The sequence below is a fragment of the Slackia heliotrinireducens DSM 20476 genome (genome assembly GCF_000023885.1).
Lineage (GTDB): Bacteria > Actinomycetota > Coriobacteriia > Coriobacteriales > Eggerthellaceae > Slackia > Slackia heliotrinireducens.
In genome coordinates this window covers 1,854,055-1,879,556 of sequence record NC_013165.1, presented here as the reverse complement: position 1 = coordinate 1,879,556, position 25,502 = coordinate 1,854,055, and the positions used below count along the sequence as shown (strand labels likewise).

Below are 25,502 nucleotides of genomic sequence, written 5' to 3'. Positions count from 1 at the left end.
GCTCTATTCTCCTCTCAGAGCGGCTTTGAGACCCTTTACGTAGCTGCGGGATACGATAACTTCCTCACCCGACCGCAACACGGCCACGAAGCGTCCGTTGAACGCCGGCCGGATGGAACCCACCTTCATCAGGTTCAGCAGCATCGACTTCGAGATGCGCAGGAATTGCTTGCCTGCAAGCCGGTTTTCAAGTTCGTAAATGCGGTACGGCGTCTCGAAGACCTGGTCTTTCGTGTACAGAAAGGTTCTGCCGTCCACCGACTCGATGTAATGCACGTCCGGCAGCGGCACCTCGTACTGCATGCCTTCCAGCACGCCCATCAGCCTGCCTTGGCGTGACTTGACGAAGTCGGCGATTTCGCGCACTTCGTCGGTCACCGCGCGGCAGCGGATCAGGACGAGCTCCTTTTCGCCTTCGCCAATGCGTTCGATTTCAACATCCATGTTTCGTTTCGCGGGCGATCAGTACACGTCTTGCACCGAGAAAGCGCCCTGTCCTTTCAGATAGCAGTCGAAAAAGTCCAGCACAACCGAGTTGACGATGGTCATCGTCTCCGCTGAGTCGCGCTCGCCACTGCCCAGCATGTTGCCCAGGGTGGGGGACAGCAGCGGCAGGTCGGTGAAGTCCATGTGCTCCGTGTCGCGAATTGTGACGGTGTAGCCGTCCGCAGCGTTGCGCATCAGCTCGTCGTTGGCGTACGCGCCGCCTTCTGCGCGGAACTCCTCCATACCTTTGGCCAATTCGTTATAGGTCTCCCAGTTCACGAATTCAAGCACGGGAACCGTGTAGGGCTCTTCGTTTACGGTGAGTTTGCCGTCGGATACGCCCGTGTACTCTCCGAGCATCGTGCCGTCCAGATCGATGACGGCCGTTACGTCGTCGCGCTCGCGCCCCAGCTGAACGCTGGTCGCGCCGCCCATGGAGTGTCCCATCAGGCCGATTTTCGAGTAGTCGATGGTGCCCAGGATGCCCAGGATTTCATCGTCGTTGTTGTCCGCTGTAAACCAGCTGCCGTCCAGCACGGCGCTTTCGCCGGCCTGCTCCAGCTCATCAAGCACGAATCCCATGTCCGCCGTGCGCAGTGCCATCCAATCCTGATAGATGGCGAGCTGCTCCTGCGGGTCCAGCTTGGTGGCGTCCTGCGACGAGATGTCGAGCGCGGTGTTCAGGAAATCCCGGTTGACGATGACCGTCTGCCCGGTGGTGTCGGTGGTGAAGAAGGCATGGTGCGGATGGTCCAGCGCCACGACAACGTAACCGTTGCTTGCGAGCTCCATGTATGTGGAGGTGTTGTTCTGATAGTAGCCGAATGCGCCGTGCGAGAACACGACCAGCGGAAACTCGCTTGCGTGGCCGTTCGTGGCAGCGGGGTAATAGAAGTGGACCGGCACTTCGCGGGCGCTTCCGTCTTGCTCGAACGGGTCGATGCGCGAGCCGTCGACCAGAATGGCGGAGGTTTCCGCGACCTGGTATTCGCCTGTGGTCGGCAGACCGGAATATCCCGTGAACACGAATGCGGGAACCAGCAGAACGCTCAGCGCTGACACGCACGCCACGCAGGAGGCAATAACGCCGGCTTGCTTGCGGGGCTTGCCTGCAATGTTCCGTTTGGCCAGCGCAACTATGACTGCGATGACCAGCAGCAATGTCAGGAAGCAGAGCACAGGAACGAACCGCCATTTCTGCCCGGTGGGCACAATCAGCGCAACCGATACCACAGCCAGCTGGACTACGCGGACGAAGATGCGGGCCTCTCGCTGCTTCGAGTTTTCGTGCCTCTTCGTGTATGTCCGCACCGCGAGCGCGATTTCCAAAGCCGCCAATACAACGAACACCGCCAAACCCATGGTTGCTGCCTTTCTTATTGGATTCGGCGGCATTGTATCTGTCGAGTTGTCGTCGTTCGACCGCGTGGCGCCAAGATGCATTCTGGGCCAATAAGATGCACGGTTGACTGCAAACATGAACAGGGGCCAGCCCGAAAACCCGTGTCGCGACGCTGTCGGCTGATGTCCTTTTGAAGCTCCGCAGACCCGCGCGGCGCCATGCCGATTGCCGTACCTCTTTCCGAATGCGCGTTGGTACAATGTGTGTGGGTACGTGGAAAGGGACTGTGTTGGGTATGCGTTTGGATGTGGCGCTGGTGGAGCGCGGCCTTGAGCCCTCTCGGGCCAAGGCGAAGGCGTCGATTGCGGCGGGACTGGTGTTCGTCAACGGACGGAATGTGACAAAGGCGAGTCTTGGTGTTGACGACGGCGATGCTATCGAGGTGCAGGGCACGGCTTGCGCGTATGTGGGCCGCGGGGGATTGAAGCTCGAACATGCCCTGCGGGCGTTCGGTCTGGATATACAGGGTATGACCTGCGTGGATGTGGGCTCGTCTACGGGCGGGTTCACCGATTGCATGCTGTCGTTCGGAGCGGCGCGCGTGTTCTCCATCGACGTCGGTCACGACCAGCTGGCCCCGAAGCTTCTGGCTGACCCCCGGGTGGTGAGCCTCGAGGGCATCGACGCTCGTTCGGTCACGTCCGAAACCCTGGGAGGGCCTGCGGATTTCGCGGCGACGGACGTTTCGTTCATTTCGCTTGACAAAGTGCTTACGCCCATGGCGGGCATGATTCGCGAAGGCGCCTCGGCGGTGTGCTTGATCAAGCCTCAGTTCGAAGCGGGCCGCACCGCCTTGAACAAAAAGGGTGTGGTAAAGGACGTTCGGGTGCACCAATCCGTTATCGAACAGGTGCTTTCCGAGGCGCAGTGCGCCGGGTTTACGGTGTGCGGCCTGGACTTTTCGCCCATTTCCGGCGGAGACGGCAACATCGAATATCTCATGCACATCCGCAAGGGTTCGCCGTCGCCAGACGAATCTGTGCCGATTTTCGACATTCCCGCGCTTGTGCAGGCGGCTCATGCCGTACATGCAGGTTAAACGGATAAACTGTAGGGGCATCATGTAACCGAAGAGAAAAGAGAACCATGAACGCTGATGCCGACATACATAAGCTCTTGAAGCCGGTCCGACTGATCACCCACAGCTGCGTGCGCCTAGAGGCGTCCGACGGATTCGTGGTGTACGTCGATCCTTACGATGTTCCTGATGAGCCCCACGACGCCGATGTGGTGCTGGTCACTCACGACCACTACGACCACTTCTCGCCCGAGGACATCGCGAAGGTGTCCAAGCCCGGCACCCGCGTGGGCACCCCGGAAAGCACGGCCAAGGATGCTGCCGCGCTTCCCGACGTCGAGACCTTCGTTCTTGCCATAGGCGATTCCGTCGCGTTGAGCGATACGGTATCCGTCGAGACGGTTCCTTCCTACAACATCGGTAAGAAGTTCCATCCCAAGGCAAACGGCTGGCTGGGCTACATCGTCAGCGTTGACGGCAAGCTCTACTTCCATATGGGCGATACCGACCAGAACCCCGACAACGAGCACGTGGATTGCGACGTGTTGCTCATTCCCGTGGGCGGCACGTACACGATGAACGTGGACGAGGCTGTGACCTGCGCGCTTTCGGTTGTTCCAACGGTCGCGGTGCCTATGCACTACGGCACGGTGGCGGGCGACGCCGATTGCGGCAAGCGCTTTGCCGACGAGCTCGCGGCCTGCCAGGTGGGCATCGCTTCGCCAATCGCCTCGGCAGTCATCATGGGCGAGTAGCCCGGCTGCGTGACGTTCCCCCGAACCTTTTTGTCATTGTTCAGACCTGACGCCGATATTTCGGCGGCAGGCCTGTTTGTTTGTCTGCGCTTCGTTACCGTCGTGCGGTCGGTGGACCTGATCTACTCTGGGATGGTTGCCGTTTTCGCCGTGCGGGTCCGCCGCTGAATCGGATGGTTTCCGTTGCGAATCAGCAGCGGAACGTGGAATCGGCCTGATTTGATGGGTTCGAAGTATCGAGGTGCGATTGATTCTCGTTCGTCTGCAGAGAAATCACCGAGGTCGTCGCCGAACGACGCATCGAACGTTGATAACCCCGGTCGCGAACGTATCGGTCGGAAATCGAATCGGAAGAGAGGTCTACCGTCATGAACAACCAAGCCATTGCTTCTCCCAAGGCGCCTGCCGCAGTCGGTCCGTACAGCCAGGCGATCCGCGCGGAGGGCGTTTCCATCAACATTTCGGGCCAGCTGCCCATCGACCCGGCAACCGGGAAATTTCCTGGTGACGACATCGAAAGTCAGACCCGCCAAAGCCTGACCAACATGAAGGTCATCCTGGAAGAGGCAGGCACCGACATGTCTTCTGTGGTGGAGACCACGGTTCTTCTGGCCGACATCGCCGATTTCGCGGCCATGAACGCCGTCTACTCCGAGTTCTTCAGCGAGCCGTATCCCGCTCGCGCCGCTTTCCAAGTGGGCGCGCTGCCTTTGGGCGCCAGGGTCGAGATCAAGGCTGTAGCCCGCATCTAGTTTGCTTAAGGCAAACGTTCTTAAAGGGGGGCGCATTCGGTCGTTTCGCGCCGATCGGATGCGTCCCCTTGTCGTTTCCATTCGCCGAAACGGCCCAAGAGCTTCGCGGGCATAAAAAACCGCCGGCCGTCGAAGGAGAATAGACGGCCGGCGGGATTTGGCAAGTGTTATGTGTGGTGGAAGCTTACGCCTCGACGGGCATTTCGCTGATCCACTTGACGGCGCCGCACTTGGTGCATTTGAGGGCGTACCTGAAGGAGGAGCCGGTGCCGGTTGCGGCGGTGCGCTCCATCTCAGCGCTGCCTTCACGCTGGAAGTCGTGCTCGTCGTCGGCGCACAGGACGCGCGGCTCGATCATGGCCTTGTTCCACAGCTTCATGGCGTTGTCCTTGACGTTCTTCTCGGTGAAATGAACCGTCCAAGGAGCCTTGGCGGGCAGCTCGATGCCCTGTTCGGCGAGGTACGCCTTGATTTCTTCGCGAGAACCTGCCTTCATGGCGGCCATAATCTGCTCAGCGGTGATGTCCTTGAAGTCCATGATGAATCCTTTCCCAACCCTTGCACGGGCAATAAGCGTAATGAGTGTAAAAAACCAGACCACAGGCTGTGCGGTCGTTGCTTGCATAGGTGCAGATATGGTGTGTGAGAAACCGGCTGGGCAATAGGTCCTGCTTGCAGATGGGACCCTTTTGTCGCAGATACAGCCTGTGGGCATTGTATCGCAGAAAAGCGTCACGTGATTCTTAATGGGACGGGTAGGAGAATACTGTGGCAATTGACCCTTGCGTATGGGATGAGGGACTTATGCCGCAGCGTGTTCTTCAGTTCGAAGGGGTCGCACTCAAGACCTTGCGCACCAGCCGAGCGTATGCCCCGATCGAGGACGGCTGTGCGTCGGGGCATCACGCGCTGGGCGGTCATGCGCCCCGATCAAGAACAGCGATCTTCGGGGACTCGCGCGCCGCCTTGGTGTGCGCCCCGAGATGCAGGCGTATACATGAAGGGCCGGCGGTTACGCACCGCCGGCCCTGAAGGAAGGAGGGGAGGTTCTTGTTGGTTCGGCTGTGTGCGGGTTAGTGCCTGCAGGCCTTGTTCGGATCCATGGGCATGACCAGGCCCAGTGCGAACAGCTGGGCGACATCGCCCACCATGGGGGTGTTGGTCTCGGAGTACACGGTGATGCCGTTGTTCGTGAATGCGGTGTAGGGAGGCATACCCATGCCGACGGTCAGGATGCCGTCGATGCCCAGGGTAAGGGCGTACTGGATCACGCCGCCGCAGCCGTACTGGTCGTGGTCGACGTTCTTGACCACTTCGACATCTTTGACCTGGCGGTCTTCAATCGTCACGATGGTGAAGTAGGGCGCATGGCCGAAATGTCCGCTGCGGACACTCTGCAGGCCGGCATCGGTTTCGGAGGGGATGGCGATTCTCATGGATGTCCTTTCATCTGGTTCGGTTTGAGCGGCTTCGCCGCTATTGGTTTCTGATTTCTTTGCGTCGATGGGTTCGGCGGCATTGGCAATGCCGTACAGGCAGCCGCTTGTGCCGTCGCCGAGCAGGTACGCGCAGGATTCCTGCTGCGAGTGGCAGCTCAGGACATTCTCGGCGCGTTCCTGCCACAGGTGTAGCTCGTCTGAAAGCTCGGCCAAGGCCTCAGTGTTGAGCACGTAATGCATGTGATATCCATGTCGATAGGAGCTTACCAGCCCCACGCGTTTCAAAACGGTCATATGCTGGGAAACGGCCGGTTCGCTGATGCCCAACGTTTGGGAAAGCGAGCGTGCGCAGTGATGCCGCTCGGTGAGCAGGCGCACGATTTTCAGGCGAGTCGGTTCCCCCAGTGCCTTGAAGAGTGATTCCAGATCGGCCACGTTCCTCCTTTAATTAAGTCGTCACTTAATCGCATGGTATACCAATCTTTTCTATATGCAAGTCATCATAGTCAAAAGGAAGAATTTCGACATCCGGTCTGTGGGTCCGCGTGTCCTTCGGGTCTGAGGAGCAGCCGATACCGGGGCAGCCGTGTCTTGCATTCCTGCATGGGCCGATGCCGAGGGTGTTCCTTCGAAAGACCGCCGTTTCGCTTTGTTCGCGGCTCCTAGCGAGGGCGTCGTGCAACGAAAAACCGATCCAAGGAGCACTTGAGGGGGATAATCCGCCCGGAATTGCCTTCGTGGTGCTCTCGAGAGGCGATGCAACGTCGCTTACTTTTATGCAACAAACCGATAAAACTGTGGCGAAACATGTCCGCAAATGGGTTCCGAGGGTCGCGTTACAAGTCTTTATGCGCGGATTATCCCCCTCAAGTGCTCCACAGGCTGAAAACTCGTTGCACAGCAGCGTTTGTTGTTGGACGCGCAGTCGGATACCACCAGGCCGGCATGATGCCGGGTCTAGGAATGAAAAACGGCACCCTGCAGGAGGGTGCCGTTTCTTTTCCATCGGGGCTGACAGGTGGAGGGGTGGGCCGCCCGATGCTGAAAAGCGGTTCGGTTATGCCAAGGCGGCAGCGTTCTGGCCTGCGATCATGCCGAAGACCATGCACATACCGCAGCTCAGGCCCTTGAGCGAGATGGGATACTGGACGTTGAAGCGGCCGCCCTGCGGAGCGCCGCACACGTACAGGCCGGGGATGCGCTCGCGGTCGGTGTTGTACACGTGGCAGTCGGCGTCGGATTCGAAGCCGCCCAGGTTGCCCAGGGTCAGGGCGCAGCCGCATTCGGCGGCGTAGAACGGGCCGTTCTCCAGGGCGAACAGGCGCTGGCTGGCCTTGCCGAAGTCGGAGTCCTGGCCGGCGTTGCACAGCTCGTTGTAGCGCTCGATGGAGGCCTTGGCGGTTTCCACGTCCATGCCTTCGATCTGGGCGAGCAGGTCCTCGACGGTGTCTGCGGTCAGGCAGCGGCCGTCGGCGATGGCTGCGTCGATGTCCTCCTTGGTGCGGACGTTGATGCGCAGGCCGGATGCGGTGTAATCGGGCAGGGCTTCCTCACGGTAGATGCAGGCGACGCCGTGGGCCATGGGGAAGTAGGCCAGCTGCTCGGGCCACTTCGAATCGAAGAACTGGTAGGCCTTGCGCTGCGGCTGCAGCTCCACCTGGTTCTCCAGCTGCTGGCCGGGCAGGTCCTCGTTCATGAAGCGCTCGCCGCGCAGGTTCAGCCACAGGTAGCCGTTGTTGCCGATGACGCCGCGGCCGTCGGGGCCTGCACCGCCGCCCATGTGGTGGATGATGGGTGCGTGCCACTGCTCGATGGCGCCGCCGACCCAGGCGCCCATCTTGTGGCCGTCGCCCACGTTGGTGTAGTTGCCGTCGGCGTCCATATCAAGGCTCAGAATGGGGATCTGGTTCTCGATGCACTCGGGGGCGAAGTACTTCATCATGTCCTCGTTGGCCAGGTAGTCGCCGGTTGCCAGGATGACGGCGGGCGCGTTCACCTTGATGTAGCCCTCGGATCCCTTCGCCTGGCCGTATGCGCCGATGACGGCTCCGGAGTCGTCGGTGATCAGCTCGATGCCGCGGGTGTCGTAGCGGATGTCGGCGCCGGCGTCGATGGCGATCTGCAGGTTGTCCTTCATGACGGTACCCAGGCTACTGAAACCGACGGACGTGGGATAGCAGGGCATCTCCTCTTTGGTCCAGTCATAGGTGTCGGGCACGGGGTAGCAGTAGGGGAACATGTAGTTGGCCTGGCCCTCTTCGGGAATCTCCTCGTAGGCGTCATCCTTCACGAAGTACAGGCTGGGGCTGCCGGCCACGAACCAGTCCAGAGCCGCGCCGGACACGTCGGCCCAGCGGTTCATGATGGCGTAGTTGCCGTGGTGGCTGCATTCCTTCATGTGCTCGTTGATGATGGTCCAGCGGTCGATGTAGCCTTCGCCGCGGCCCCACATGGCCTGGGTCTCGCCGCCGAGGATGGCCATGTCGCTGGCGACGCTGTTCAGATGGGAAGAGGCTTCGAAGGCCACGACCTTGGCGCCGGCTTCCGCAGCAGCGCGGCATGCAGGCACGCCGGCTGCGCCCAGACCGATGACCAGAACGTCGGCGTCGAGCTCTTCCTCAACGGAAGCATCGTCGATGACGGGCATCTCGCCGAGCCAGGGCATGTTGCCGGTGCCGTCGTATCCGAGGGTGCCTTCGCCGGTTGCTGCTGCAGCGGTTTCGCCGTCGGCGGCGGCTGCGCTTTCGCCCGTGCCGGATGCGCTGGGCGAGCATGCGGCCAAGCCGGCCGCGGCTACGCCTGCGAGGGCGGCGCCGGACAGGAATCCGCGACGGGACAGGTTCTTGGTGTTCTTGGACATGATCTCCACCTTTCTGAGGTCGGCGCACCCTCCCACGATGCGCCTTTGTCGGACAACCCGAACTATGCACCGTTTTCCTGGTTTTGAAACCGACCGCCATGGTCGAAAAACGCCGGGGACGAGGGTCTGGTGTATCGACCGAAAGGGTTGATTTTCTCTCGACTGTGGATGATGAGTGCGGCAAATAACCAGCTCAGGCAGGTGTTGGTGGCTGATGGCCCAAAAGCCAGAGTGTTGTCCAGCCTCGGCAGGATGGAAAAGACGAACGTGGTCGCGCCGTGGGTCGTTCGGGGCTATCGGAGCATGCGGATTGCGGTCGGAGTCGCGGGTGGGCGGTGTTTCGGGCTCGTCAGGCGTGGATCGGAGCGTCCGTGCAACGAGATTTGGTTTTCGAGCGCACTTGAGGGGATAATCTGCCGCAAATCTCTCAACTGTGCGTTGCAAAAGGTTGTACAGGTGGTAAATACGCCACAGAACAACTAATAGTGTGGTCTAACATTTGTCCGATATGGGCGAAGACGACCAAGATCGGTCGAGTGCGTGCAGATTATCCCCCTAAGTGCGCACGAATTCCCATTTTCGTTGCAAAGGGCTTTCGGAAGGGGTTCGCAATCCTTCGGTCCGGATGCCACAAGCCCCAAATCTTGTCTGCATGACGGAGGTCCTTGACTCCATGCTGGATAAGGTAGCTGAGGTCCCGCTCTGAGGTTCGCCGTGACGCCAGGAGGGCAGATGGCTTCTTGAACTCGTGTTATAAGCGCCAACGCAGGCAGAGTCGATGCGGATCGACAGTTCTCGGACGCTTTTTTCAATCGTTATGTTCGTTCATTCGTTTCTGTGGAATAATGGAACCTCAATAATGAGGAGGGATCATCGTGACGCATGCGTCAGCCATCGGCGTGCGGCCTGAACATATCGCATATACGCTTGGGTACAGCCTTACCAGCGTGTGGGCCACCGTCGTGTTGCTTTCGCCGACGTTGGTGCAGGCCCAGGGCACGCATGTCGTCACCGGGTCGATGCTTTCGGGCGTGATCGCCTGTTTGGGCCTGCTGCTCTTCCGCGGCAAACTCCCGGCGTTCAACGGGCGCACCACCTTCTCGGCTCTGGCGGCAACCGGCATGTCGGTGGGCACGTTTTTGTGCACCTATCCAGTGGTCGCCGCGGTAGGGCCGATGCGCTCCGTCGGGCTGGCGGTTTCGGGATTCTTCGCCATCATCCTCATCATGACCTGGTTCGATGCGTTCGTCAGACTGTCTGCGCGCGCCATCGTCATGCTGTCGGGCTTCGCTTTGATGGCAAGTTCCGTCATATGCTTTTTCGTGCTGGGCCTGCCCGCCGAAATCGAAAGCCTGGTGGCGGTGGCGGCGCCGCTCGTCTCTTTCGCACTGCTGCCGATGCTCTCCTGTGCCGACGGTTCCAGCTCGACGTCGGACGGGGTCATGCGACATGACTCGACGGGTTCGGCCAGCTTCATGCGCGTTACCTCCGAAGCGATTACCCGACGCACGCTGCTGGGCGTGGTGATCGTGTTCTTCGTCATCGGGTCCATCAGCGTCATCGCGCCGGACATGGACCGTTTCGGCACGGTGATGTCCCCGGTCTATCTTGTGCTGCCCATCGGCCTGGGCCTGTTCTTCATCGCGAGTTCCCTGGTCGTGAAGAAGCGCTTCGACGCATCGCTTCTGTACAAGTGTTTCCTTCTGGTGTTGGCCGGCGGCGCATTCCTGATCGCCTATTTCGGAGGCGTGCGGTCGTCGCTAGTGTTCTATTCCTACATTGCGGCGGACGTTCTTCTGTGGGTCGTGCTGGCGCTTAGTGCGAAGTCCACGCCGGTGGCCCCGTTCGCGGTGTTCGCCATGGGCTGGCTCGCCGAATGCTTGGGCAACGTGCTGGGCCACAATGTGGCGCCGTTCATTTCGGACACGCCGATGTTCCTCGGGGTGGTCGTGCTGCTGATTATCGTTGCGGTGGGGTTCGCGTTTTCCGACGGACTGTTCGTGCTCGATTTGGGTGAGGACTCGATGGATTCTGGAGAAGACGCGTCGGATGCGGCTGGTGGAAATGAGGCGGAATCCGGAGAACCCCAAGACGCACCGGTGGATGCGGCGGGTGCCCAGGCTTCGTTCGATGCCCGTGCCGCGGCCTTCGTGGAGGCCCATGGGCTGTCGCGCCGCGAATCGGACGTGTTCAAGCTGTGGGTGACCGGGCACGGGCTGAAATACATCCAAGACACTTTGTTCATCTCGGAATCCACGGTCAAGACGCACATGCGCAGCATCTACCGCAAATGCGACGTGCATAACCGTGAGGAAATCATCGGTCTGTTCGACCGGGAGCAGATGCAGTAGGGGTCGCGGCGTCAGTCCACCACGTGGATGACGTAATCGTCGCCGATGATGATCTCGTAGGTGTTCAGGTCTGGACGGGGGATCCAGCCGAGGCGCTGCCAAAAGCGGTTGCCGCCCTCGTTGCTTTCGAAGGCCACCAGCGTGACCTTGCTGATCTTTTCGGCCTTCAGGGCTTCCAGACAGAAATCCACCATCTTGCGTCCGATGTGGTGCTCGCGGTAGTCGCTGTCCACGGCGACGTGGTACATGCTGCCCTGGCGGCCGTCGTGCCCGCACAGGATGGTGCCCACGATGCGTTCGCCGTCCAGAGCGACGACGCTGGTGGTGGGGTTGCGGCGCAGGAACCGTTCGACGTATTCGCGGGAATCGTCGGTCGACCGCAGGGCGAAGCCCGAGGTGCGCTTCCACAGATCGTAGACGCCGTCGTAGTCGTCTGCGGTCATGACGCGGAGGGTGATATGCACTTTGCTTGCGGCCATGAAACTCCGTTTCCAATCGAACAACGGATGCGAGTATACATGAACGAAGGTTCCGATTCGACGTGTAATGCGGTGCGCGTATAATAAACAACCGTAAAGCGAACAAACCGGCGTTCTAAGGGGGAACCATGAGCTACCTGGGCGAATCCATTCCCAAACTGGGTTTCGGGCTGATGCGTCTGCCGAAGCTGGAGGACGGCACCGACGACGTCGAGCAGGTCAAGCAGATGGTCGACGCCTTTTTGGACGCGGGGCTTACCTATTTCGACACGGCCCGTGCGTACGGTTCAAGCGAAGCCACCATCAAGGCGGCGCTGGTCGACCGCTATCCTCGGGAGAGTTATCAGCTTGCGACCAAGAATGCGGCCTGGATCGGCGAAAAGACCGCTGAAGAGGCGAAGGCCGATTTCGATGTGAGCCTGGAGACCACCGGCGCGGGCTATTTCGACTTCTACCTGATTCACAACGTGGGGAACAACCGCACGAAGGTGTTCGACGATTTCGGCATGTGGGATTTCGTGAAGCAGCTCAAGGCGGAAGGCAAGGTCAAGCACATCGGGTTCTCGCTGCACGACACCGCCGACGAACTGGAGCGGATCATCGGGCTTCATCCCGAGATGGAGTTCGTGCAGCTGCAGATCAACTACGCGGATTGGGAAAACGAGGCCATCCAATCCCGCAAGTGCTACGAGGTGGCGCGCAAGCACGGTCTGCCGGTCATCATCATGGAGCCGGTCCGCGGCGGCACGCTGGCCGACCCGCCGGCCGTTGTGGCCGACGTGCTGAACGGCTCCGGGTCGAATATGACCCCCGTGGAATGGGCGCTTCGCTTCGTCTGGGGGCTGGAAGGCACCATCACCACGCTTTCCGGCATGTCCTCGCTGGAGCAGATGCGTCAAAACATCGCCACCTACCAGGCGTTCAAGCCGCTGACAGAGGCCGAGCGATCCACGTTGGAGAAGGCTCAGCGGGCGTTGGCCGACGCCATCGCCGTGCCGTGCACCAGCTGCAAGTACTGCATGAAGGAATGCCCCATGAACATCAACATCGCCGGCATTTTCGACGCTGTGAACCGGGGCGCGCAATTCGGCAACGACCGGGCGAAACGCACGTATAAGATGAACGTTCAGAGCTACGGCAAAGCCAGCGACTGCATCCATTGCGGCCAGTGCGAAGACGCCTGCCCGCAGCACATCGCCGTTATGGACGAGCTGGAAAAGGCAGCCGAACTGTTCGAATAGGGAAGGGTCCGAACGGCTGGTCGCCGCGGCCGCTTCTCTGGTGCCGCCATCGCCAACATATATAAATATGGGATAATCTAGCGGTCCGTCCGACCGATCTTGGAGGTATGCCAATGGGGCTCTTCGACATGTTCTCAAGACCGAATATCAACGATGGGGCGAAGGCCTGCGCGGACATGCCGGGTGCGGTGCTGCTGGATGTGCGCGAGCCGGACGAATTCGCCCGCGGTCGCATACCCGGAGCGGTCAACCTGAGCGTGAAGCGGATTTCCGAGGTCGAAGCCGTGGTGCCGGACAAGTCGACGCCCGTCTTCATCTACTGCTTCGGCGGCGGGCGGGCCGACAAGGCCGAACTGTCCATGCGCGCCATGGGATACGAAAACGTGAAATCGATCGGCGGCATCTCCGGATATCGCGGACCTGTTGAAAGGTAGGACCATGAAGGTAGTCATCGTCGGCGGAGTGGCGGGCGGAGCTTCTGCGGCCGCGCGCATCAGGCGTTTGGATGAAACCGCGGAAATCATCGTGTTCGAGCGCACGGGGTACGTGTCGTATGCCAATTGCGGTCTGCCGTACTTTGTGGGCGGCGTGATCACCGATCCGGGCGCCCTGACGCTTCAGACCCCTGAAAGCTTCCTGCGCAGGTTCCGTGTGGACATGCGCGTGCATCATGAGGTCGAGGCCATTAACCCTGATCTAAAGACCGTGACCGTGCGCAATCTGGAAACCGGCGAGGTGTTCGACGAACCCTACGACAAGCTGTTGCTGTCGCCCGGGGCCAAGCCCACCGTGCCGCGCCTGGCGGGTGTGGACGGCAAGCGCGTGTTCACCCTGCGTACGGTCGAGGACACCTTCGCCATGCGCAACTTCGTGGTGGAGAAGGCGCCGAAGTCGGCCGTCGTCGCAGGCGGCGGCTTCATCGGTCTGGAAGTGGCCGAGAATCTGTGTGAGATGGGCGTCGAGGTCACCATCGTGCAGCGCCCGAAGCAGGTGCTGGCGCCGCTGGATGCCGACATGGCCTGCCAGCTGCATGCGCTGCTGCGCAGCCACGGCATCGGGCTGAAGCTTGGCAGTTCTGTGGCCGGGTTTGAAGAGCGCGACGGCAAGGTGTCCACGCTGCTGGAAGGGGAGGAGCCCCTGGTTTCGGACATGGTGGTGCTGGCCATCGGCGTGACGCCCGACACGGCCATCGCCCAGGCGGCCGGCCTTGAGATGGGTCCGAAGGGTTCCATCGTGGTGAACGACCGCATGGAGACCTCCGTTCCCGACATCTATGCGGTGGGCGACGCCGTGCAGGTCGTCGACGCCGTTACGGGGCTGGATGCCCTGGTGCCGCTGGCGGGCCCCGCGAACAAACAGGGGCGCATCGCTGCGGACAACATCTGCGGCGGTTACAGCTACTACCGCGGCTCGCAGCGCTCCTCGGTGATCAAGCTGTTCAACATGACGGCCGCCACTACCGGCATCAACGAGAAGCTGGCCCAGGCCGCCGGCATCGATTACGAGAAGGTGGTCCTGTCGCCTGCGAACCATGCGGGCTACTATCCGGGCGGCAAGGTCATGACCTGCAAGATTCTGTATGAGCGCGGCAGCCTTCGTCTGCTGGGTGCCCAGATTGTGGGTTACGAAGGCGTCGATAAGCGCATCGACGTGCTGGCGACGGCCATTTTTGCAGGTCTGAACGCCGTCGACCTGAAAGATCTGGATCTGGCCTACGCGCCGCCGTACTCTTCTGCCAAGGACCCCGTGAACATGGCGGGCTTCATGATCGAGAACATCGAAGAGGGCCGCGTAAAGCAGTTCCACTGGCATGATGTGGCCGACCTGCCGCGAGACGGAAGCGTGACGCTGTTGGATGCCCGCACGCCCGCCGAGTACGCCCGCGGCTGTGCGGAAGGATTCGTGAACATCCCCTTGGATGAGCTGCGCGGCCGTTTGGACGAGATTCCGCTGGACAAGCCGCTGTATGTGATGTGCCAGAGCGGCCTGCGCAGTTATCTGGCATGCTGCATCCTGGCCCAGAACGGATACGACTGCTACAACTTCTCCGGTGGGTACCGCTTCTACAACATGGTGACGTCCGACCTTTTGGCCGCCGACCAGGCCCATCCCTGCGGCGCCGACAAATAGAATCGGGACAAAGGGGACAGCCCCCTTTGTCCCAAATACATAAAAAACGATACCGATGTGTCAATCGGAAACGTCCCTACTGACTCAAAAATGTGTCAGTAGGGACGTTTCCTTTTGACACAATAACGAGTCGGTGGGGACATATCTATGTGCACATGCGAGGCGAAATTGAACTTTGACCGAAAGGTTGTCCCGTTTTGTCCATAAATTGAACTTTTGCTTTCTTTTCGTCGTAGTGCGCGGTATCCTCCTTCCATACAAAATTGAACTTCTGAATTGAACGAAGGAGGCGAGATGGCAAGCACGACTTTTGCGGAGCGGCTGAAGCGGTCCATGGCTGAACAAGGCCTTAAGCAGGCGGATTTGCTGCGATTGGCTGCGGCGGCAGAGCAAAAACTAGGGAAAAGCCAGCTCAGCCAGTATGTGAGCGGCAAAACCATACCGCGACGCGATACGTTGCACTTCTTGGCAGACGCGCTGCACGTCAATCCCGATTGGCTGTTGAACGGCGCAGCTGCACAAACTCAAGCCATTGAAGCTCCCGCGCCTGTTTCTGAAATTGAACTTTCCAAACCTATCTCTTCGGAAGGAAGACCCATGCGTACTTTCAAAAAATCCTCCAAGCTCGATAACGTGCTGTACGACGTCCGCGGTCCTGTGGTCGACGAGGCCATGCGCATGGAGCAGGACGGCGTCAACGTGTTGAAATTGAACATCGGCAACCCGGCGCCCTTCGGATTCCGCACGCCCGACGAAGTAGTCTACGACATGGCCCACCAGCTTACGGAGTGCGAAGGCTACTCCGACAGCAGGGGATTGTTCAGCGCCCGCAAGGCCATCATGCAGTACTCGCAGATCAAGGGCCTTCCCAACGTCACTATGGACGACATCTACACAGGCAACGGCGTCAGCGAGCTTATCAATATATGTATGTCGGCGCTGCTGGATTCCGGAGACGAGATTCTCATCCCGTCTCCCGACTATCCGCTTTGGACCGCATGCGCAACGCTGGCAGGCGGCAAGCCCGTGCATTACATTTGCGACGAAGAAGCCAACTGGTATCCCGACCTCGACGACATGCGCTCCAAAGTGACCGACCGCACCAAAGCCATCGTCATCATCAACCCGAACAACCCCACCGGCGTCCTCTACCCGCCGGAGATCTTGCAGGGCATCATCGACATCGCCCGCGAGCATCAGCTCATGATCTTCTCCGATGAAATCTACGACCGCCTGGTGATGGACGGTAAGGAGCACATCAGCATCGCGTCCATGTGCCCCGACCTGTTCTGCGTCACCTTCAGCGGCCTGTCCAAGAGCCACATGATTGCCGGCTACCGCATCGGCTGGATGGTCCTTTCCGGCAACAAACGCCTGGCCAAGGATTACATCCTGGGCCTTAACATGCTTTCCAACATGCGCTTGTGCTCCAACGTGCCTGCCCAATCCATCGTTCAGACCGCGCTGTGGGGCCATCAGAGCGTCAAAGGTTACGTCACGCCGGGCGGCCGCATCTACGAGCAGCGTGAATACGTGTACAACGCGCTCAAGGACATCCCGGGCATCAGCGTGGTGAAGCCCGACGCGGCGTTCTACATCTTCCCGAAGATCGATGTGAAGAAGTTCAACATTACCGACGACGTCCAGTTCGCATTGGATCTGCTCAAGGACAAGAAGATCCTCGTTGTGCAGGGCTCCGGTTTCAATTGGAAGGAACCGGACCACTTCCGCGTGGTGTACCTGCCGCGCATCGAGGTCCTCTCCGAGTGCATGACCAAGCTGGCGGACTTCCTGAGCTACTACCGCCAGTAGTCGGCTCAACAATCTCATACCTTGAAATCGGGCGTTGCTATGCGGCGCCCGTCGTGGTTGAATGGGGCTGCACCATCGCCCCTTGAAGAAAGGATCCGCCCATGATCGACGGAACGTACGCCATAGCCGCGCGAGTCGGAAACGAGGAGAAAAAGGGTACGGTTACCCTCAAAACCGCCGGGTCCAAGGTGAAAGCCAAGCTTGATGCCTTCATCATCAAGGGCGAGTTCGAAGGCACAGCGTCAGGGGATTCGTTTCGGTTCGACGGCGTGGTGAAGGTGCTGTTCAAAAAGGCGCGTTTCCAGGTCGACGGTAAGGTCGACGGCGACAGGTTGACTGCAGTGGCCAAGGCAGAGGGGGCCTCGCTCAACATCGAGGGCACCCGGATGTAGCATCCCGATCGTCGGCGGGGAGGGCTGGTTGCGGCTTTTGTTGCTGCTCGGACGTTTCCATTTAGCTCGAAACGTCTGGCGGGCGCTTTGCCGATGCGGAGTTGCTCGAACAGAAGCGTATGCGCGTGGCCCGAACGATAGGGCGAAACCTGGGTGTGAACGGTGGCTGGCAGCACCCTGCGGCCCAGCTTTCGGACGCGGGGTTGTTCTGCGGGTTGGATATGCCGTCAACCAACGTTTTACCAGCTCCAGTTTCGTTGGACAACTCGGGCAGTTTATCGCTCGAGCCGCTGTCGATCTGGCAAAGTTACTCACATGCAACTCATATATAAGTATTGCAAAATCAAATCCCAAATCATATAATTTAATAAACGCGATTATCTAAAGGGGGTGTCGCGTTTAACCTGCTGGTATGGGGCAGGTTTGGCCAATCAATAAATAAGGGGGTAGGCTATGGGTAAACTGTCCATTGGATCCTACGTTGATGACGCGAAGCGCGCCGGCGCCTTCTTGGAGCCGTACATGCGTCGCGTCGAGTCGATGCCGCCGGGGACGTGCCCGATCGCGGTGCAGCAGGCAATGCTGCAGACGTGCGCGGCTCAGACGTGCGGCAAGTGCACGCCTTGCCGTGAGGGCATTCCTAAAATCCTCGCCGATTACGAGCTGCTGCTCGACTTCGACGCGGACGCAAGCGTTGTGGAAGACATCCGCAAGCGCGCCCAGCTGCTGTGCGACACGGCAGACTGCGCCATCGGCTATCATGCTGGCGAACTGGTCCTGGAGGGCCTCAAAGAGTTCGCAGCCGAGTTCGACAGTCATGTGAACCGCGGCGTGTGCGCCGACAACAGCGAACAGACGGTTCCCTGTGTCACGCTCTGCCCGGCCCATGTGAACGTTCCCGCCTACATCTCCCTGGTGCAGGAAGGCGATTGCGCCGGCGCCATCAAGATGATTCGCAAGGACAATCCGTTCCCGACGGCGTGCGCGCTCGTCTGCGAGCATCCTTGCGAGGCTCGTTGCCGCCGTACCCTGGTTGATGCTCCGATCAACATCCGCGGCATCAAGAAGTTCGCCGTCGACACCATCGCTGCCGACAAGGTTGAAACCCCTGCCCGCGCAGAATCCACCGGCAAGAAGGTCGCCGTCATCGGTGGCGGCCCCTCTGGCATGACCTGCGCATACTTCAGCGCCCTCATGGGCCATGACGTCACCGTGTTCGAAGGCCGCAAGAAGCTCGGCGGTATGATGCGCTACGGCATCCCTGCGTACCGCTTCCCGCGTGAGCGTCTTGACGAAGACATCCGCGCCATCCTGGGCGTGGGCGGCATCGAGGTCAATTACGAGCATGCCGTCGACGCAGCCGAGATGAAGCGCATCGCCGATGAGTTCGACGCCGTGTACGTCGCCATCGGTGCCCAGGGCGGCAAGACGCTGGCCCTCGACGGCGCCGACGCCGCAGGCGTCATGAGTGCCGTGGAACTGCTCGGCAAGATCGGTGACGGCGAGTATCCCGACTTCACCGGCAAGAAGGTAGCCGTTATCGGTGGCGGCAACGTTGCCATGGACTGCGCCCGCACGTCCATCCGCGCCGGTGCCGAAGAGGTCACCGTCGCTTACCGCCGTCGTCTCGAGGACATGACCGCTCTCGACGCAGAAATCGAAAGCGCCATCGCCGAAGGCATCGAGATGATGTGCCTGCAGGCTCCCGTCCGCATCGAGAAGGACGCCGAAGGCAACGCCTGCGCCCTGATCTGCCAGCCCCAGTACATCGGCGCTGTCAAGCGCGGCCGTCCGGCCCCCGTCAACGCCGCCAAGCCCGAGATCCGCATCGACGCGGACATCGTGCTCATCGCTGTCGGCCAGGCAATCGAGTCCGCACCCTTCGAAGAGGCCGGCATGGAAGCCGATCGCACCTTCTTCGTCGCCGACGAGTACCTGGCTGTCAAGAATTTCGACAACGTCTACGTCGGTGGCGACTGCCAGTGGGGTCCCAAGACCGTCATCATGGCTATCGCCGCAGGCAAGACCGCTGCCCGCAACATCGACACGATGCTCGGCTTCGATCATCAGATCGACTTCGGCATCGAGGTCCCGCAGGCCCGCCGCAACGATCGTTGCGCATACGGTCGCGTCCAGGTCGCCGAGCGTCCTGCACGTGAGCGCAAGAACGATTTCGATTACGTTGAGTGCCCTGTCAGCGCCGAAGAAGCGGCGCAGGAATGCGGTCGCTGCCTCCGCTGCGACGTGTTCGGCATTGGCGCTCTGACCGGAAGGGGACTTGAGCAATGGTAAAGCTGACCATCGACGGCAAGACTATTGAGGTTAAGGACAACGCCACCATCCTCGGCGCCTGCAAACAGGCCGGGGCCGACATCCCCACGCTGTGCTGGATGAAGGGCCTGAACGACATCGGCTCCTGCCGTGTCTGCGTTGTCGACTGCGACGGCGAACTCGTGCCGTCCTGCAACACCAACGTTCGCGAAGGCATGGTCATCAAGACCGGCACGCCGCGCGTGGTTGCCGCCCGCAAGGCCAACATCGAAACGCTCATGGAAAGCCATCGCGGCGAGTGCTCCTCCTGCGTGCGTCAGGAGACCTGCGCGCTGCGTGCCCTGGCAAGCGACTTCAACGTGGGCGAATCCGCCTACTGCCTGCCCGAGAAGGGCATCTGGGATGAGGACTTCCCGCTGATCCGCGACGCCTCCAAGTGCATCAAGTGCATGCGCTGCGTGGCCGAGTGCTCCAAGGTCCAGTACTGCTCCGTCTGGGAGCATTCCGGCCCCGGCCCGCACATGAACGTGTTCGTCAAGGACGGCCTGGCCATCGACGCCGCCGGCTGCGCCCTGTGCGGCCAGTGCATCACGCACTGCCCGACGGGTGCCCTGACCGCTCGCGACGATACGGGCAAGGTCATGAAGGCCCTGCTCGATCCCGAGGTCATCACGGTTGTCCAGGTTGCTCCCGCCGTCCGCGCCGCTTGGGGCGAAGGCGTGGGCCTCACCCGCGAGCAGGCCACGCCTAAGCGCATGGCTTCCGCCCTGCGCGCCCTCGGCTTCGACAAGGTGTTCGACACCGACTTCGCCGCAGACCTCACCATCATGGAAGAGGGCAGCGAGTTCGTCGAGTTCCTGAGCTCCGACAAGCCTCGCCCCATGTTCACCAGCTGCTGCCCGGGCTGGGTGCGCTTCGTCAAGCTGCATTACCCCCAGTTCGTTCCTCAGCTGTCCTCGGCCAAGTCTCCCCATCAGATGGAGGGCGCGGTCGTCAAGAACACCATGAAGGCCCAGGCCGAAGAAGAAGGCAAGCGCCTGTTCGTCGTGTCCGTCATGCCCTGCGTGGCCAAGAAGTACGAATGCGACGTCCCGCAGCTGTCCACCGAGGCCGGCCGTGACGTCGACGCCGTTCTGACGGTTCGCGAATTCGACCGCATGCTGCATATGTTCCGCGTTGATTGCGCGGCTCTGGAAGAGACCGACTTCGACAACCCGCTGGGTCTGTCGACGGGCGCTGGCACCATCTTCGGTCGTACCGGCGGCGTTATGGAAGCCGCCCTGCGTTCCGCTGTGTTCCTGATCACGGGCCAGAACCCGGACTTCTCCGCTTGCGACACCACCGAGTCGACCCCCGAGAAGCCTTGGATCTCCAAAGAACTCGACGTTGCCGGCACCAAGGTGAATATCGCCGTTGCCAGCGGCTTGGGCAACACCGCCAAGCTGCTCGACGCCCTCGAGGCTGGCGAAGTCCACTTCGACTTCGTCGAGATCATGGCGTGCCCCGGTGGCTGCGTCGGCGGTGGCGGACAGCCCATCGAGTTCAACAAGGAGCTCGCGCTTGAGCGTGCTGCCAACCTGAACGCTCTGGACGAGGCCGACACCCTGCGTTACTCGCATGAGAACCCGGATATCCAGAAGCTCTACGCCGATTGGGTCGGCAAGCCGCTGTCTCATGTTGCGCATGAGTGGCTGCACACCGATCAGACCACGTGGGACATCTAATCTAGTTCCGAAAGCGCCGGCCCCGCCTGGGGTCGGCGCTGCACCCAGGACCCCTGCGCACGATGCGCTCGGGTCCTTACCTTAAAGACGAGCCGCCCGAGAGGCGGAGAATCGAGGCACCCGATGCAAACACGTGTTGCAATCATGGGCATCATCGTCGACAACCCCGATGCAGTCGAGGGGCTCAACGCCACGCTGCATGATTACGCAGCCTACATCATCGGCAGGATGGGCATCCCCTACAAGGAGCGCAATGTAAGCATCATCAGCGTCGCTTTGGATGCTCCTGAAGACGAGATTTCCGCTCTTGCCGGTAAACTGGGCAACCTGGACGGCGTGAGCGTGAAGACCGCCTATTCCGGCGTCGTCTCGTAGAGCCGAACCGACGTAAGGCCCCCGATGGATCCGCGTTCTTGCGAACTGATCGAGAAGCTCGGCGAGACCCGTTGCCTTGAGCTGCATGAATACGAGCACCTCGTGTCCCATATGAATGCCGAGGTTGCCCGGTTCGCGGCGGAGCGTGCCCTGCGTGCGCGCAAGGCCGTGTACGGAAACGGGGTGTTCACGCGAGGTCTGATAGAGGTTTCGAACTTCTGCAAGAACGACTGCCTGTACTGCGGGATTCGTCGCAGCAACCGCTCGTGCCATCGGTACCGCCTGGCTGTCGACCAGATTCTGGCCTGCGCCGACGTGGGATACGAAGTGGGTTTCCGCACCTTCGTGTTGCAGGGTGGGGAAGACCCGTGGTTTACCGACGAGCGCGTATGCGACTGCGTGCGGCGTCTGAAGCAGCGGCATCCCGACTGCGCCGTCACCCTGTCGCTCGGCGAGCGCAGCCCCGAAAGCTACCAGGCGCTTCGTGAGGCAGGGGCCGACAGGTACCTGCTTCGCCACGAAACTGCGACGCCCGGGCATTATGCAAGGCTGCATCCCGCCGACATGAGCTGGGATGCGCGGATGGCATGTCTTTACAGCTTGCGGGAGGCAGGTTTCACGGTCGGATGCGGATTCATGGTGGGCTCGCCGTTCCAAACGCCCGCCGACCTGGCAGCCGATCTGAAGTTCATCGAAACCTTCGCTCCCGAGATGTGCGGCATAGGACCCTTCATTCCGCACCATGCAACGCCCTTTGCGGCAGAGCCTGCGGGAACGGTGGACATGACCTGCTTTCTGCTGTCGCTTCTGCGGATCATGCAGCCAAACCTGCTTCTGCCCGCAACCACGGCTTTGGGCACGGCGGATCCCTTCGGAAGGGAAAAGGGCATGCTTGCCGGCGCGAACGTCGTCATGCCGAACCTGTCGCCACAGGACGTGCGCCAGGATTACGAGCTGTACGACGACAAGGTCTCGACGGGTGGCGAATCCGCCGAAGGCTTGAACGAACTGGCCGAACGTATGGTCGCTATCGGCTTCGAGCTTCTAGTCGATAGGGGCGATCCGAGGCCCATGAAGTAATGCATGCCTTTCGCGCATGCGGATATATACCGTTCTGATGGGGAAGATGGTTCTGACCCAGAAGGAGATGATCAAATGACGGAACACGTCTACAACCCGAGTTCGCCGCATGCCGACGAATTCATCAATCACCAGGAGATTCTCGATACGCTTCAGTACGCCCAGGAGCACAAGGACGACCTTGAGCTGTGCCGTAGCATCCTGAAGAAGGCACACCCCAACCTGGCGCCGAAGAAGGAGCATTGCACCTGCATCACGCATCGCGAGGCGGCTGTGCTGTTGGCCTGCGAGGACCCCGAAATCAACGAGGAAATCAAGACGCTGGCGCGTCAGATCAAGCTTGCCTACTATGGCAATCGCATCGTGCTGTTCGCGCCGCTGTACCTTTCCAACTACTGCGTGAACGGTTGCCTGTACTGCCCATACCACGCCAAGAACCGCGAGATCCCCCGCCGCAAGCTGACTCAGGACGAGATCAGGGCGGAAGTCATCGCACTGCAGGACATGGGGCACAAGCGCCTGGCCATCGAAGCGGGCGAGGATCCCAAGCACAATCCCATCGAGTACATCCTGGAGTCGATGCAGACCATCTACTCCATCAAGCACAAGAACGGCGCCATCCGCCGTGTGAACGTCAACATCGCGGCCACGACCGTCGAAGAGTACCGCATGCTCAAAGAGGCCGAGATCGGCACGTACATCCTGTTCCAGGAAACCTATAACCGCGCCCGTTACGAGGAGCTGCATCCCACGGGACCGAAGTCCGATTACGAATGGCACACCGAGGCGCATGACCGTGCCCAGGAGGCCGGCATCGACGACGTGGGTCTGGGCGTTCTGTTCGGTCTGGAAGGCTACGCCTACGAGTTCTGCGGACTCATCATGCATGCCGAGCACCTCGAGGCGCGTTTCGGCGTGGGTCCGCACACCATCAGCGTGCCCCGCGTGAAGCCCGCCATGGACATTGACCCCGACGTGTTCGACAACGGTATTCCCGACGAGATGTTCGAGAAGATCATCGCCCTCATCCGCATCACCGTGCCTTACACCGGCATGATCATCAGCACCCGCGAGTCGGAGGCCGTTCGTTCTGCCGCGCTGCAGTACGGCATCTCGCAGATTTCGGGCGGTTCGCGCACCAGCGTGGGCGGCTACACCGAGGAGGAGCGTCCCCACGACACCGAGCAGTTCGACGTGTCCGACCAGCGTACGCTCGACGAGGTCATTGCCTGGCTTATGGATTGCGGCCACATCCCCAGCTTCTGCACGGCATGCTACCGCGCAGGGCGCACGGGCGACCGCTTCATGAGCTTCTGCAAATCGGGCGAGATTCTGAACTACTGCCATCCGAACGCGCTTATGACGCTGTCCGAGTACCTGGTCGACTACGCGACCCCGGCAACGGCCGAGCGCGGCTGGGAGATGATTCGCGAGGAGCTTACCAAGATCCCCGACGCCCGCAGGCGCGAGCTGTGCGCGGCCCACATCGAGGAGATCCGCACCGGCAACGCCCGCGACTTCAGGTTCTAGAACATGGGGCGGGCCGGCGGGGCGAACCTTGCCGGCCCGTCTTTTTCGAATAGAGGTGAATCATGGCTCATGTGGATGAACACACCATGGCGGGATTGAACGAGACGCCGTCGGGCGAGCGCGTGCACATCGGATTCTTCGGCGTGCGCAATGCCGGCAAATCAAGCTTGGTGAATGCGGTGACCGGTCAGAATCTGGCAGTCGTGTCCGATACTCCCGGTACCACTACCGACCCGGTCCGCAAGGCGATGGAGCTTCTGCCTGTCGGCCCGGTGGTCATCGTGGACACGCCCGGCATCGACGACACGGGCGAGCTTGGCGAACTCCGTGTGGAGAAAGCGCGTCGCGCCATGGACTCGGCGGACGTCGCCGTGCTCGTGGTGGACGGCACGCAGGGGCTCGGCGCCGTCGACGAACAGCTGATCGATGAGTTCCGCAAACGTGAGGTACCCTACGCCGTCGTGCTGAACAAGGCCGACCTGGCGGGGGAGCAGACGGCGAGCGCACCTGCCGTTCCCGAACCCGACGAGGCGGGCGTCAAGCACGTCAAGGTGAGCGTCTCGGCCCTGGAGGGCTGGGGCATCAACGAGCTCAAGGAATCCATCGCCGCCCTGGCGGGAACCCAGACCGTTGAGCGCAGGGTCGTGGGTGACCTGGTCGATGCAGGCGACATGGTCGTTTTGGTTATCCCCACCGACTCTGCCGCGCCCAAGGGCAGAATCATCCTGCCGCAGCAGCAGGTCATCCGCGACCTGTTGGAGGCCGGCGCCTCCGCGTGCGCCACGTCGGTGGAGTGCCTGCCTGCGATGCTTTCCGCCCTTTCCGAACCGCCCCGTCTGGTCATCACCGACTCGCAGGCCTTCAAACCTGTGGCGGAAATCGTACCTGCGGACGTGCCTATGACGTCGTTTTCCATCCTCATGGCTCGCTATAAAGGCACGCTTGAGGCCCAGATGCAGGCCGTAAACGCGTTGGAGAACCTGACGGACAAGAGCAACGTGCTCATTTCCGAAGGGTGCACGCACCATCGCCAGTGCGACGACATCGGCACGAAGAAGCTTCCTCGGCTCATCAAGCAGATGTGCAAGGCCGAGCCCACGTTCTCGTTCACGTCGGGACGCGAGTTCCCGCAAAGCCTCGAGGGCTACGACGTCGTGGTCCATTGCGGCGGGTGCATGCTGAATGCCCGCGAGATGGAGCATCGCATGCAGGTGGCGGCCGAGCAGGGCGTTCCCTTCACCAATTACGGCATGGCCATCGCGAAGGCCCACGGCATCCTGGAACGCTCCTTGGCTCCGCTGAACCAGGAATAGGCGCAGCAGCGCTTTCGCATCGACGCATTCGGTCGGGACGGATTTCGATCCGTCCCGATTCTGTTTTGCAGGGGTGGGGTCGGCGGACCAGG

At 60.8% G+C, this 25,502-nt stretch carries 21 protein-coding genes; 15 read left to right on the top strand and 6 right to left on the bottom strand.

The window, feature by feature from the left end:
- Positions 1–3: 3 nt before the first annotated feature.
- Entirely contained in the window at positions 4–444 is a 441-nt protein-coding gene (locus SHEL_RS08165; protein ID WP_012798791.1) for a LytTR family DNA-binding domain-containing protein, read from the bottom strand.
- Positions 445–462: 18 nt separating this feature from the next.
- A complete protein-coding gene (locus SHEL_RS08160; protein ID WP_012798790.1) occupies positions 463–1,848 on the bottom strand; it encodes an alpha/beta hydrolase family protein in 1,386 nt (461 codons plus the stop codon).
- A 275-nt stretch (positions 1,849–2,123) separates the two neighbouring features.
- Here SHEL_RS08160 and SHEL_RS08155 point away from each other — a divergent pair, with 275 nt between their 5' ends.
- The 3 genes from SHEL_RS08155 (at position 2,124) to SHEL_RS08145 (ending at position 4,413) form a co-directional block, all read left to right on the top strand.
- The gene (locus SHEL_RS08155; protein ID WP_012798789.1) at positions 2,124–2,927 is read left to right on the top strand and encodes a TlyA family RNA methyltransferase; all 804 of its coding nucleotides are present in this window, start codon (positions 2,124–2,126) and stop codon (positions 2,925–2,927) included.
- 47 nt (positions 2,928–2,974) lie between these two features.
- Positions 2,975–3,661 carry an MBL fold metallo-hydrolase gene (locus SHEL_RS08150; protein ID WP_012798788.1) on the top strand — a complete coding sequence of 229 codons (687 nt, stop codon included), beginning with the start codon at positions 2,975–2,977 and terminating at the stop codon, positions 3,659–3,661.
- Between the two features lie 368 nt (positions 3,662–4,029).
- A complete protein-coding gene (locus SHEL_RS08145) occupies positions 4,030–4,413 on the top strand; it encodes a RidA family protein (RefSeq protein WP_012798787.1) in 384 nt (127 codons plus the stop codon).
- A gap of 184 nt (positions 4,414–4,597) precedes the next feature.
- Here the strand turns inward: SHEL_RS08145 and SHEL_RS08140 are convergent, their stop codons facing one another.
- From SHEL_RS08140 to SHEL_RS08125, 3 genes are all read right to left on the bottom strand, one after another.
- Positions 4,598–4,951: a hypothetical protein gene (locus tag SHEL_RS08140; RefSeq protein ID WP_012798786.1), complete on the bottom strand. Its 354-nt coding sequence runs from the start codon at positions 4,949–4,951 to the stop codon at positions 4,598–4,600.
- A 535-nt stretch (positions 4,952–5,486) separates the two neighbouring features.
- Positions 5,487–6,287: a metalloregulator ArsR/SmtB family transcription factor gene (locus SHEL_RS14430; RefSeq protein ID WP_012798785.1), complete on the bottom strand. Its 801-nt coding sequence runs from the start codon at positions 6,285–6,287 to the stop codon at positions 5,487–5,489.
- Positions 6,288–6,909: 622 nt separating this feature from the next.
- Entirely contained in the window at positions 6,910–8,712 is a 1,803-nt protein-coding gene (locus tag SHEL_RS08125; protein WP_012798784.1) for an FAD-binding protein, read from the bottom strand.
- 875 nt (positions 8,713–9,587) lie between these two features.
- On the opposite strand from SHEL_RS08125, the gene SHEL_RS08115 reads away from it, so the two are divergent.
- Positions 9,588–11,063, top strand: a complete 1,476-nt coding sequence (locus SHEL_RS08115) for a response regulator transcription factor (protein ID WP_012798782.1) — start codon at positions 9,588–9,590, stop codon at positions 11,061–11,063.
- An 11-nt stretch (positions 11,064–11,074) separates the two neighbouring features.
- Here the strand turns inward: SHEL_RS08115 and SHEL_RS08110 are convergent, their stop codons facing one another.
- Positions 11,075–11,542, bottom strand: coding sequence for a GNAT family N-acetyltransferase (locus SHEL_RS08110; protein WP_012798781.1), 468 nt, complete (start codon positions 11,540–11,542; stop codon positions 11,075–11,077).
- Positions 11,543–11,670: 128 nt separating this feature from the next.
- Between SHEL_RS08110 and SHEL_RS08105 the strand changes: the two genes are divergently transcribed.
- The 11 genes from SHEL_RS08105 (at position 11,671) to hydF (ending at position 25,410) form a co-directional block, all read left to right on the top strand.
- On the top strand, positions 11,671–12,783 hold the full coding sequence (locus SHEL_RS08105) for an aldo/keto reductase (RefSeq protein ID WP_012798780.1): 1,113 nt from the start codon (positions 11,671–11,673) through the stop codon (positions 12,781–12,783).
- A 113-nt stretch (positions 12,784–12,896) separates the two neighbouring features.
- Positions 12,897–13,217 (top strand): rhodanese-like domain-containing protein, encoded by a 321-nt coding sequence (locus SHEL_RS08100; protein WP_012798779.1) that lies wholly within the window; start codon positions 12,897–12,899, stop codon positions 13,215–13,217.
- A gap of 4 nt (positions 13,218–13,221) precedes the next feature.
- Positions 13,222–14,913, top strand: a complete 1,692-nt coding sequence (locus SHEL_RS08095; RefSeq protein WP_012798778.1) for an FAD-dependent oxidoreductase — start codon at positions 13,222–13,224, stop codon at positions 14,911–14,913.
- A 294-nt stretch (positions 14,914–15,207) separates the two neighbouring features.
- Complete coding sequence (locus SHEL_RS08090) at positions 15,208–16,725, top strand: aminotransferase class I/II-fold pyridoxal phosphate-dependent enzyme (protein WP_012798777.1); 1,518 nt, start codon at positions 15,208–15,210, stop codon at positions 16,723–16,725.
- A gap of 101 nt (positions 16,726–16,826) precedes the next feature.
- The gene (locus tag SHEL_RS08085) at positions 16,827–17,117 is read left to right on the top strand and encodes a hypothetical protein (protein WP_012798776.1); all 291 of its coding nucleotides are present in this window, start codon (positions 16,827–16,829) and stop codon (positions 17,115–17,117) included.
- 453 nt (positions 17,118–17,570) lie between these two features.
- The gene (locus SHEL_RS08080) at positions 17,571–19,409 is read left to right on the top strand and encodes an NAD(P)-binding protein (protein ID WP_012798775.1); all 1,839 of its coding nucleotides are present in this window, start codon (positions 17,571–17,573) and stop codon (positions 19,407–19,409) included.
- A complete protein-coding gene (locus tag SHEL_RS08075; RefSeq protein ID WP_012798774.1) occupies positions 19,403–21,112 on the top strand; it encodes a [FeFe] hydrogenase, group A in 1,710 nt (569 codons plus the stop codon). Before SHEL_RS08080 ends, SHEL_RS08075 begins: the two co-directional genes overlap by 7 nt.
- 123 nt (positions 21,113–21,235) lie before the next feature.
- Positions 21,236–21,487: a TM1266 family iron-only hydrogenase system putative regulator gene (locus SHEL_RS08070; RefSeq protein WP_012798773.1), complete on the top strand. Its 252-nt coding sequence runs from the start codon at positions 21,236–21,238 to the stop codon at positions 21,485–21,487.
- 24 nt (positions 21,488–21,511) lie between these two features.
- Positions 21,512–22,567 carry a [FeFe] hydrogenase H-cluster radical SAM maturase HydE gene (hydE, locus tag SHEL_RS08065; protein ID WP_012798772.1) on the top strand — a complete coding sequence of 352 codons (1,056 nt, stop codon included), beginning with the start codon at positions 21,512–21,514 and terminating at the stop codon, positions 22,565–22,567.
- A 75-nt stretch (positions 22,568–22,642) separates the two neighbouring features.
- Entirely contained in the window at positions 22,643–24,097 is a 1,455-nt protein-coding gene (gene hydG, locus SHEL_RS08060) for a [FeFe] hydrogenase H-cluster radical SAM maturase HydG (RefSeq protein ID WP_012798771.1), read from the top strand.
- Between the two features lie 62 nt (positions 24,098–24,159).
- Entirely contained in the window at positions 24,160–25,410 is a 1,251-nt protein-coding gene (hydF, locus tag SHEL_RS08055) for a [FeFe] hydrogenase H-cluster maturation GTPase HydF (RefSeq protein ID WP_012798770.1), read from the top strand.
- The last annotated feature ends 92 nt before the right edge of the window (positions 25,411–25,502 follow it).

What these genes read in the sequence shown, in the direction of transcription:
- SHEL_RS08165 (WP_012798791.1), bottom strand. Translation starts at nt 444, where the DNA reads ATGGATGTTGAAATCGAACGCATTGGCGAAGGCGAAAAGGAGCTCGTC.
- SHEL_RS08160 (WP_012798790.1), bottom strand. Translation starts at nt 1,848, where the DNA reads ATGGGTTTGGCGGTGTTCGTTGTATTGGCGGCTTTGGAAATCGCGCTC.
- SHEL_RS08155 (WP_012798789.1), top strand. Translation starts at nt 2,124, where the DNA reads ATGCGTTTGGATGTGGCGCTGGTGGAGCGCGGCCTTGAGCCCTCTCGG.
- SHEL_RS08150 (WP_012798788.1), top strand. Translation starts at nt 2,975, where the DNA reads ATGAACGCTGATGCCGACATACATAAGCTCTTGAAGCCGGTCCGACTG.
- SHEL_RS08145 (WP_012798787.1), top strand. Translation starts at nt 4,030, where the DNA reads ATGAACAACCAAGCCATTGCTTCTCCCAAGGCGCCTGCCGCAGTCGGT.
- SHEL_RS08140 (WP_012798786.1), bottom strand. Translation starts at nt 4,951, where the DNA reads ATGGACTTCAAGGACATCACCGCTGAGCAGATTATGGCCGCCATGAAG.
- SHEL_RS08125 (WP_012798784.1), bottom strand. Translation starts at nt 8,712, where the DNA reads ATGTCCAAGAACACCAAGAACCTGTCCCGTCGCGGATTCCTGTCCGGC.
- SHEL_RS08110 (WP_012798781.1), bottom strand. Translation starts at nt 11,542, where the DNA reads ATGGCCGCAAGCAAAGTGCATATCACCCTCCGCGTCATGACCGCAGAC.
- SHEL_RS08105 (WP_012798780.1), top strand. Translation starts at nt 11,671, where the DNA reads ATGAGCTACCTGGGCGAATCCATTCCCAAACTGGGTTTCGGGCTGATG.
- SHEL_RS08100 (WP_012798779.1), top strand. Translation starts at nt 12,897, where the DNA reads ATGGGGCTCTTCGACATGTTCTCAAGACCGAATATCAACGATGGGGCG.
- SHEL_RS08095 (WP_012798778.1), top strand. Translation starts at nt 13,222, where the DNA reads ATGAAGGTAGTCATCGTCGGCGGAGTGGCGGGCGGAGCTTCTGCGGCC.
- SHEL_RS08090 (WP_012798777.1), top strand. Translation starts at nt 15,208, where the DNA reads ATGGCAAGCACGACTTTTGCGGAGCGGCTGAAGCGGTCCATGGCTGAA.
- SHEL_RS08085 (WP_012798776.1), top strand. Translation starts at nt 16,827, where the DNA reads ATGATCGACGGAACGTACGCCATAGCCGCGCGAGTCGGAAACGAGGAG.
- SHEL_RS08080 (WP_012798775.1), top strand. Translation starts at nt 17,571, where the DNA reads ATGGGTAAACTGTCCATTGGATCCTACGTTGATGACGCGAAGCGCGCC.
- SHEL_RS08075 (WP_012798774.1), top strand. Translation starts at nt 19,403, where the DNA reads ATGGTAAAGCTGACCATCGACGGCAAGACTATTGAGGTTAAGGACAAC.
- SHEL_RS08070 (WP_012798773.1), top strand. Translation starts at nt 21,236, where the DNA reads ATGCAAACACGTGTTGCAATCATGGGCATCATCGTCGACAACCCCGAT.
- hydE (WP_012798772.1), top strand. Translation starts at nt 21,512, where the DNA reads ATGGATCCGCGTTCTTGCGAACTGATCGAGAAGCTCGGCGAGACCCGT.
- hydG (WP_012798771.1), top strand. Translation starts at nt 22,643, where the DNA reads ATGACGGAACACGTCTACAACCCGAGTTCGCCGCATGCCGACGAATTC.
- hydF (WP_012798770.1), top strand. Translation starts at nt 24,160, where the DNA reads ATGGCTCATGTGGATGAACACACCATGGCGGGATTGAACGAGACGCCG.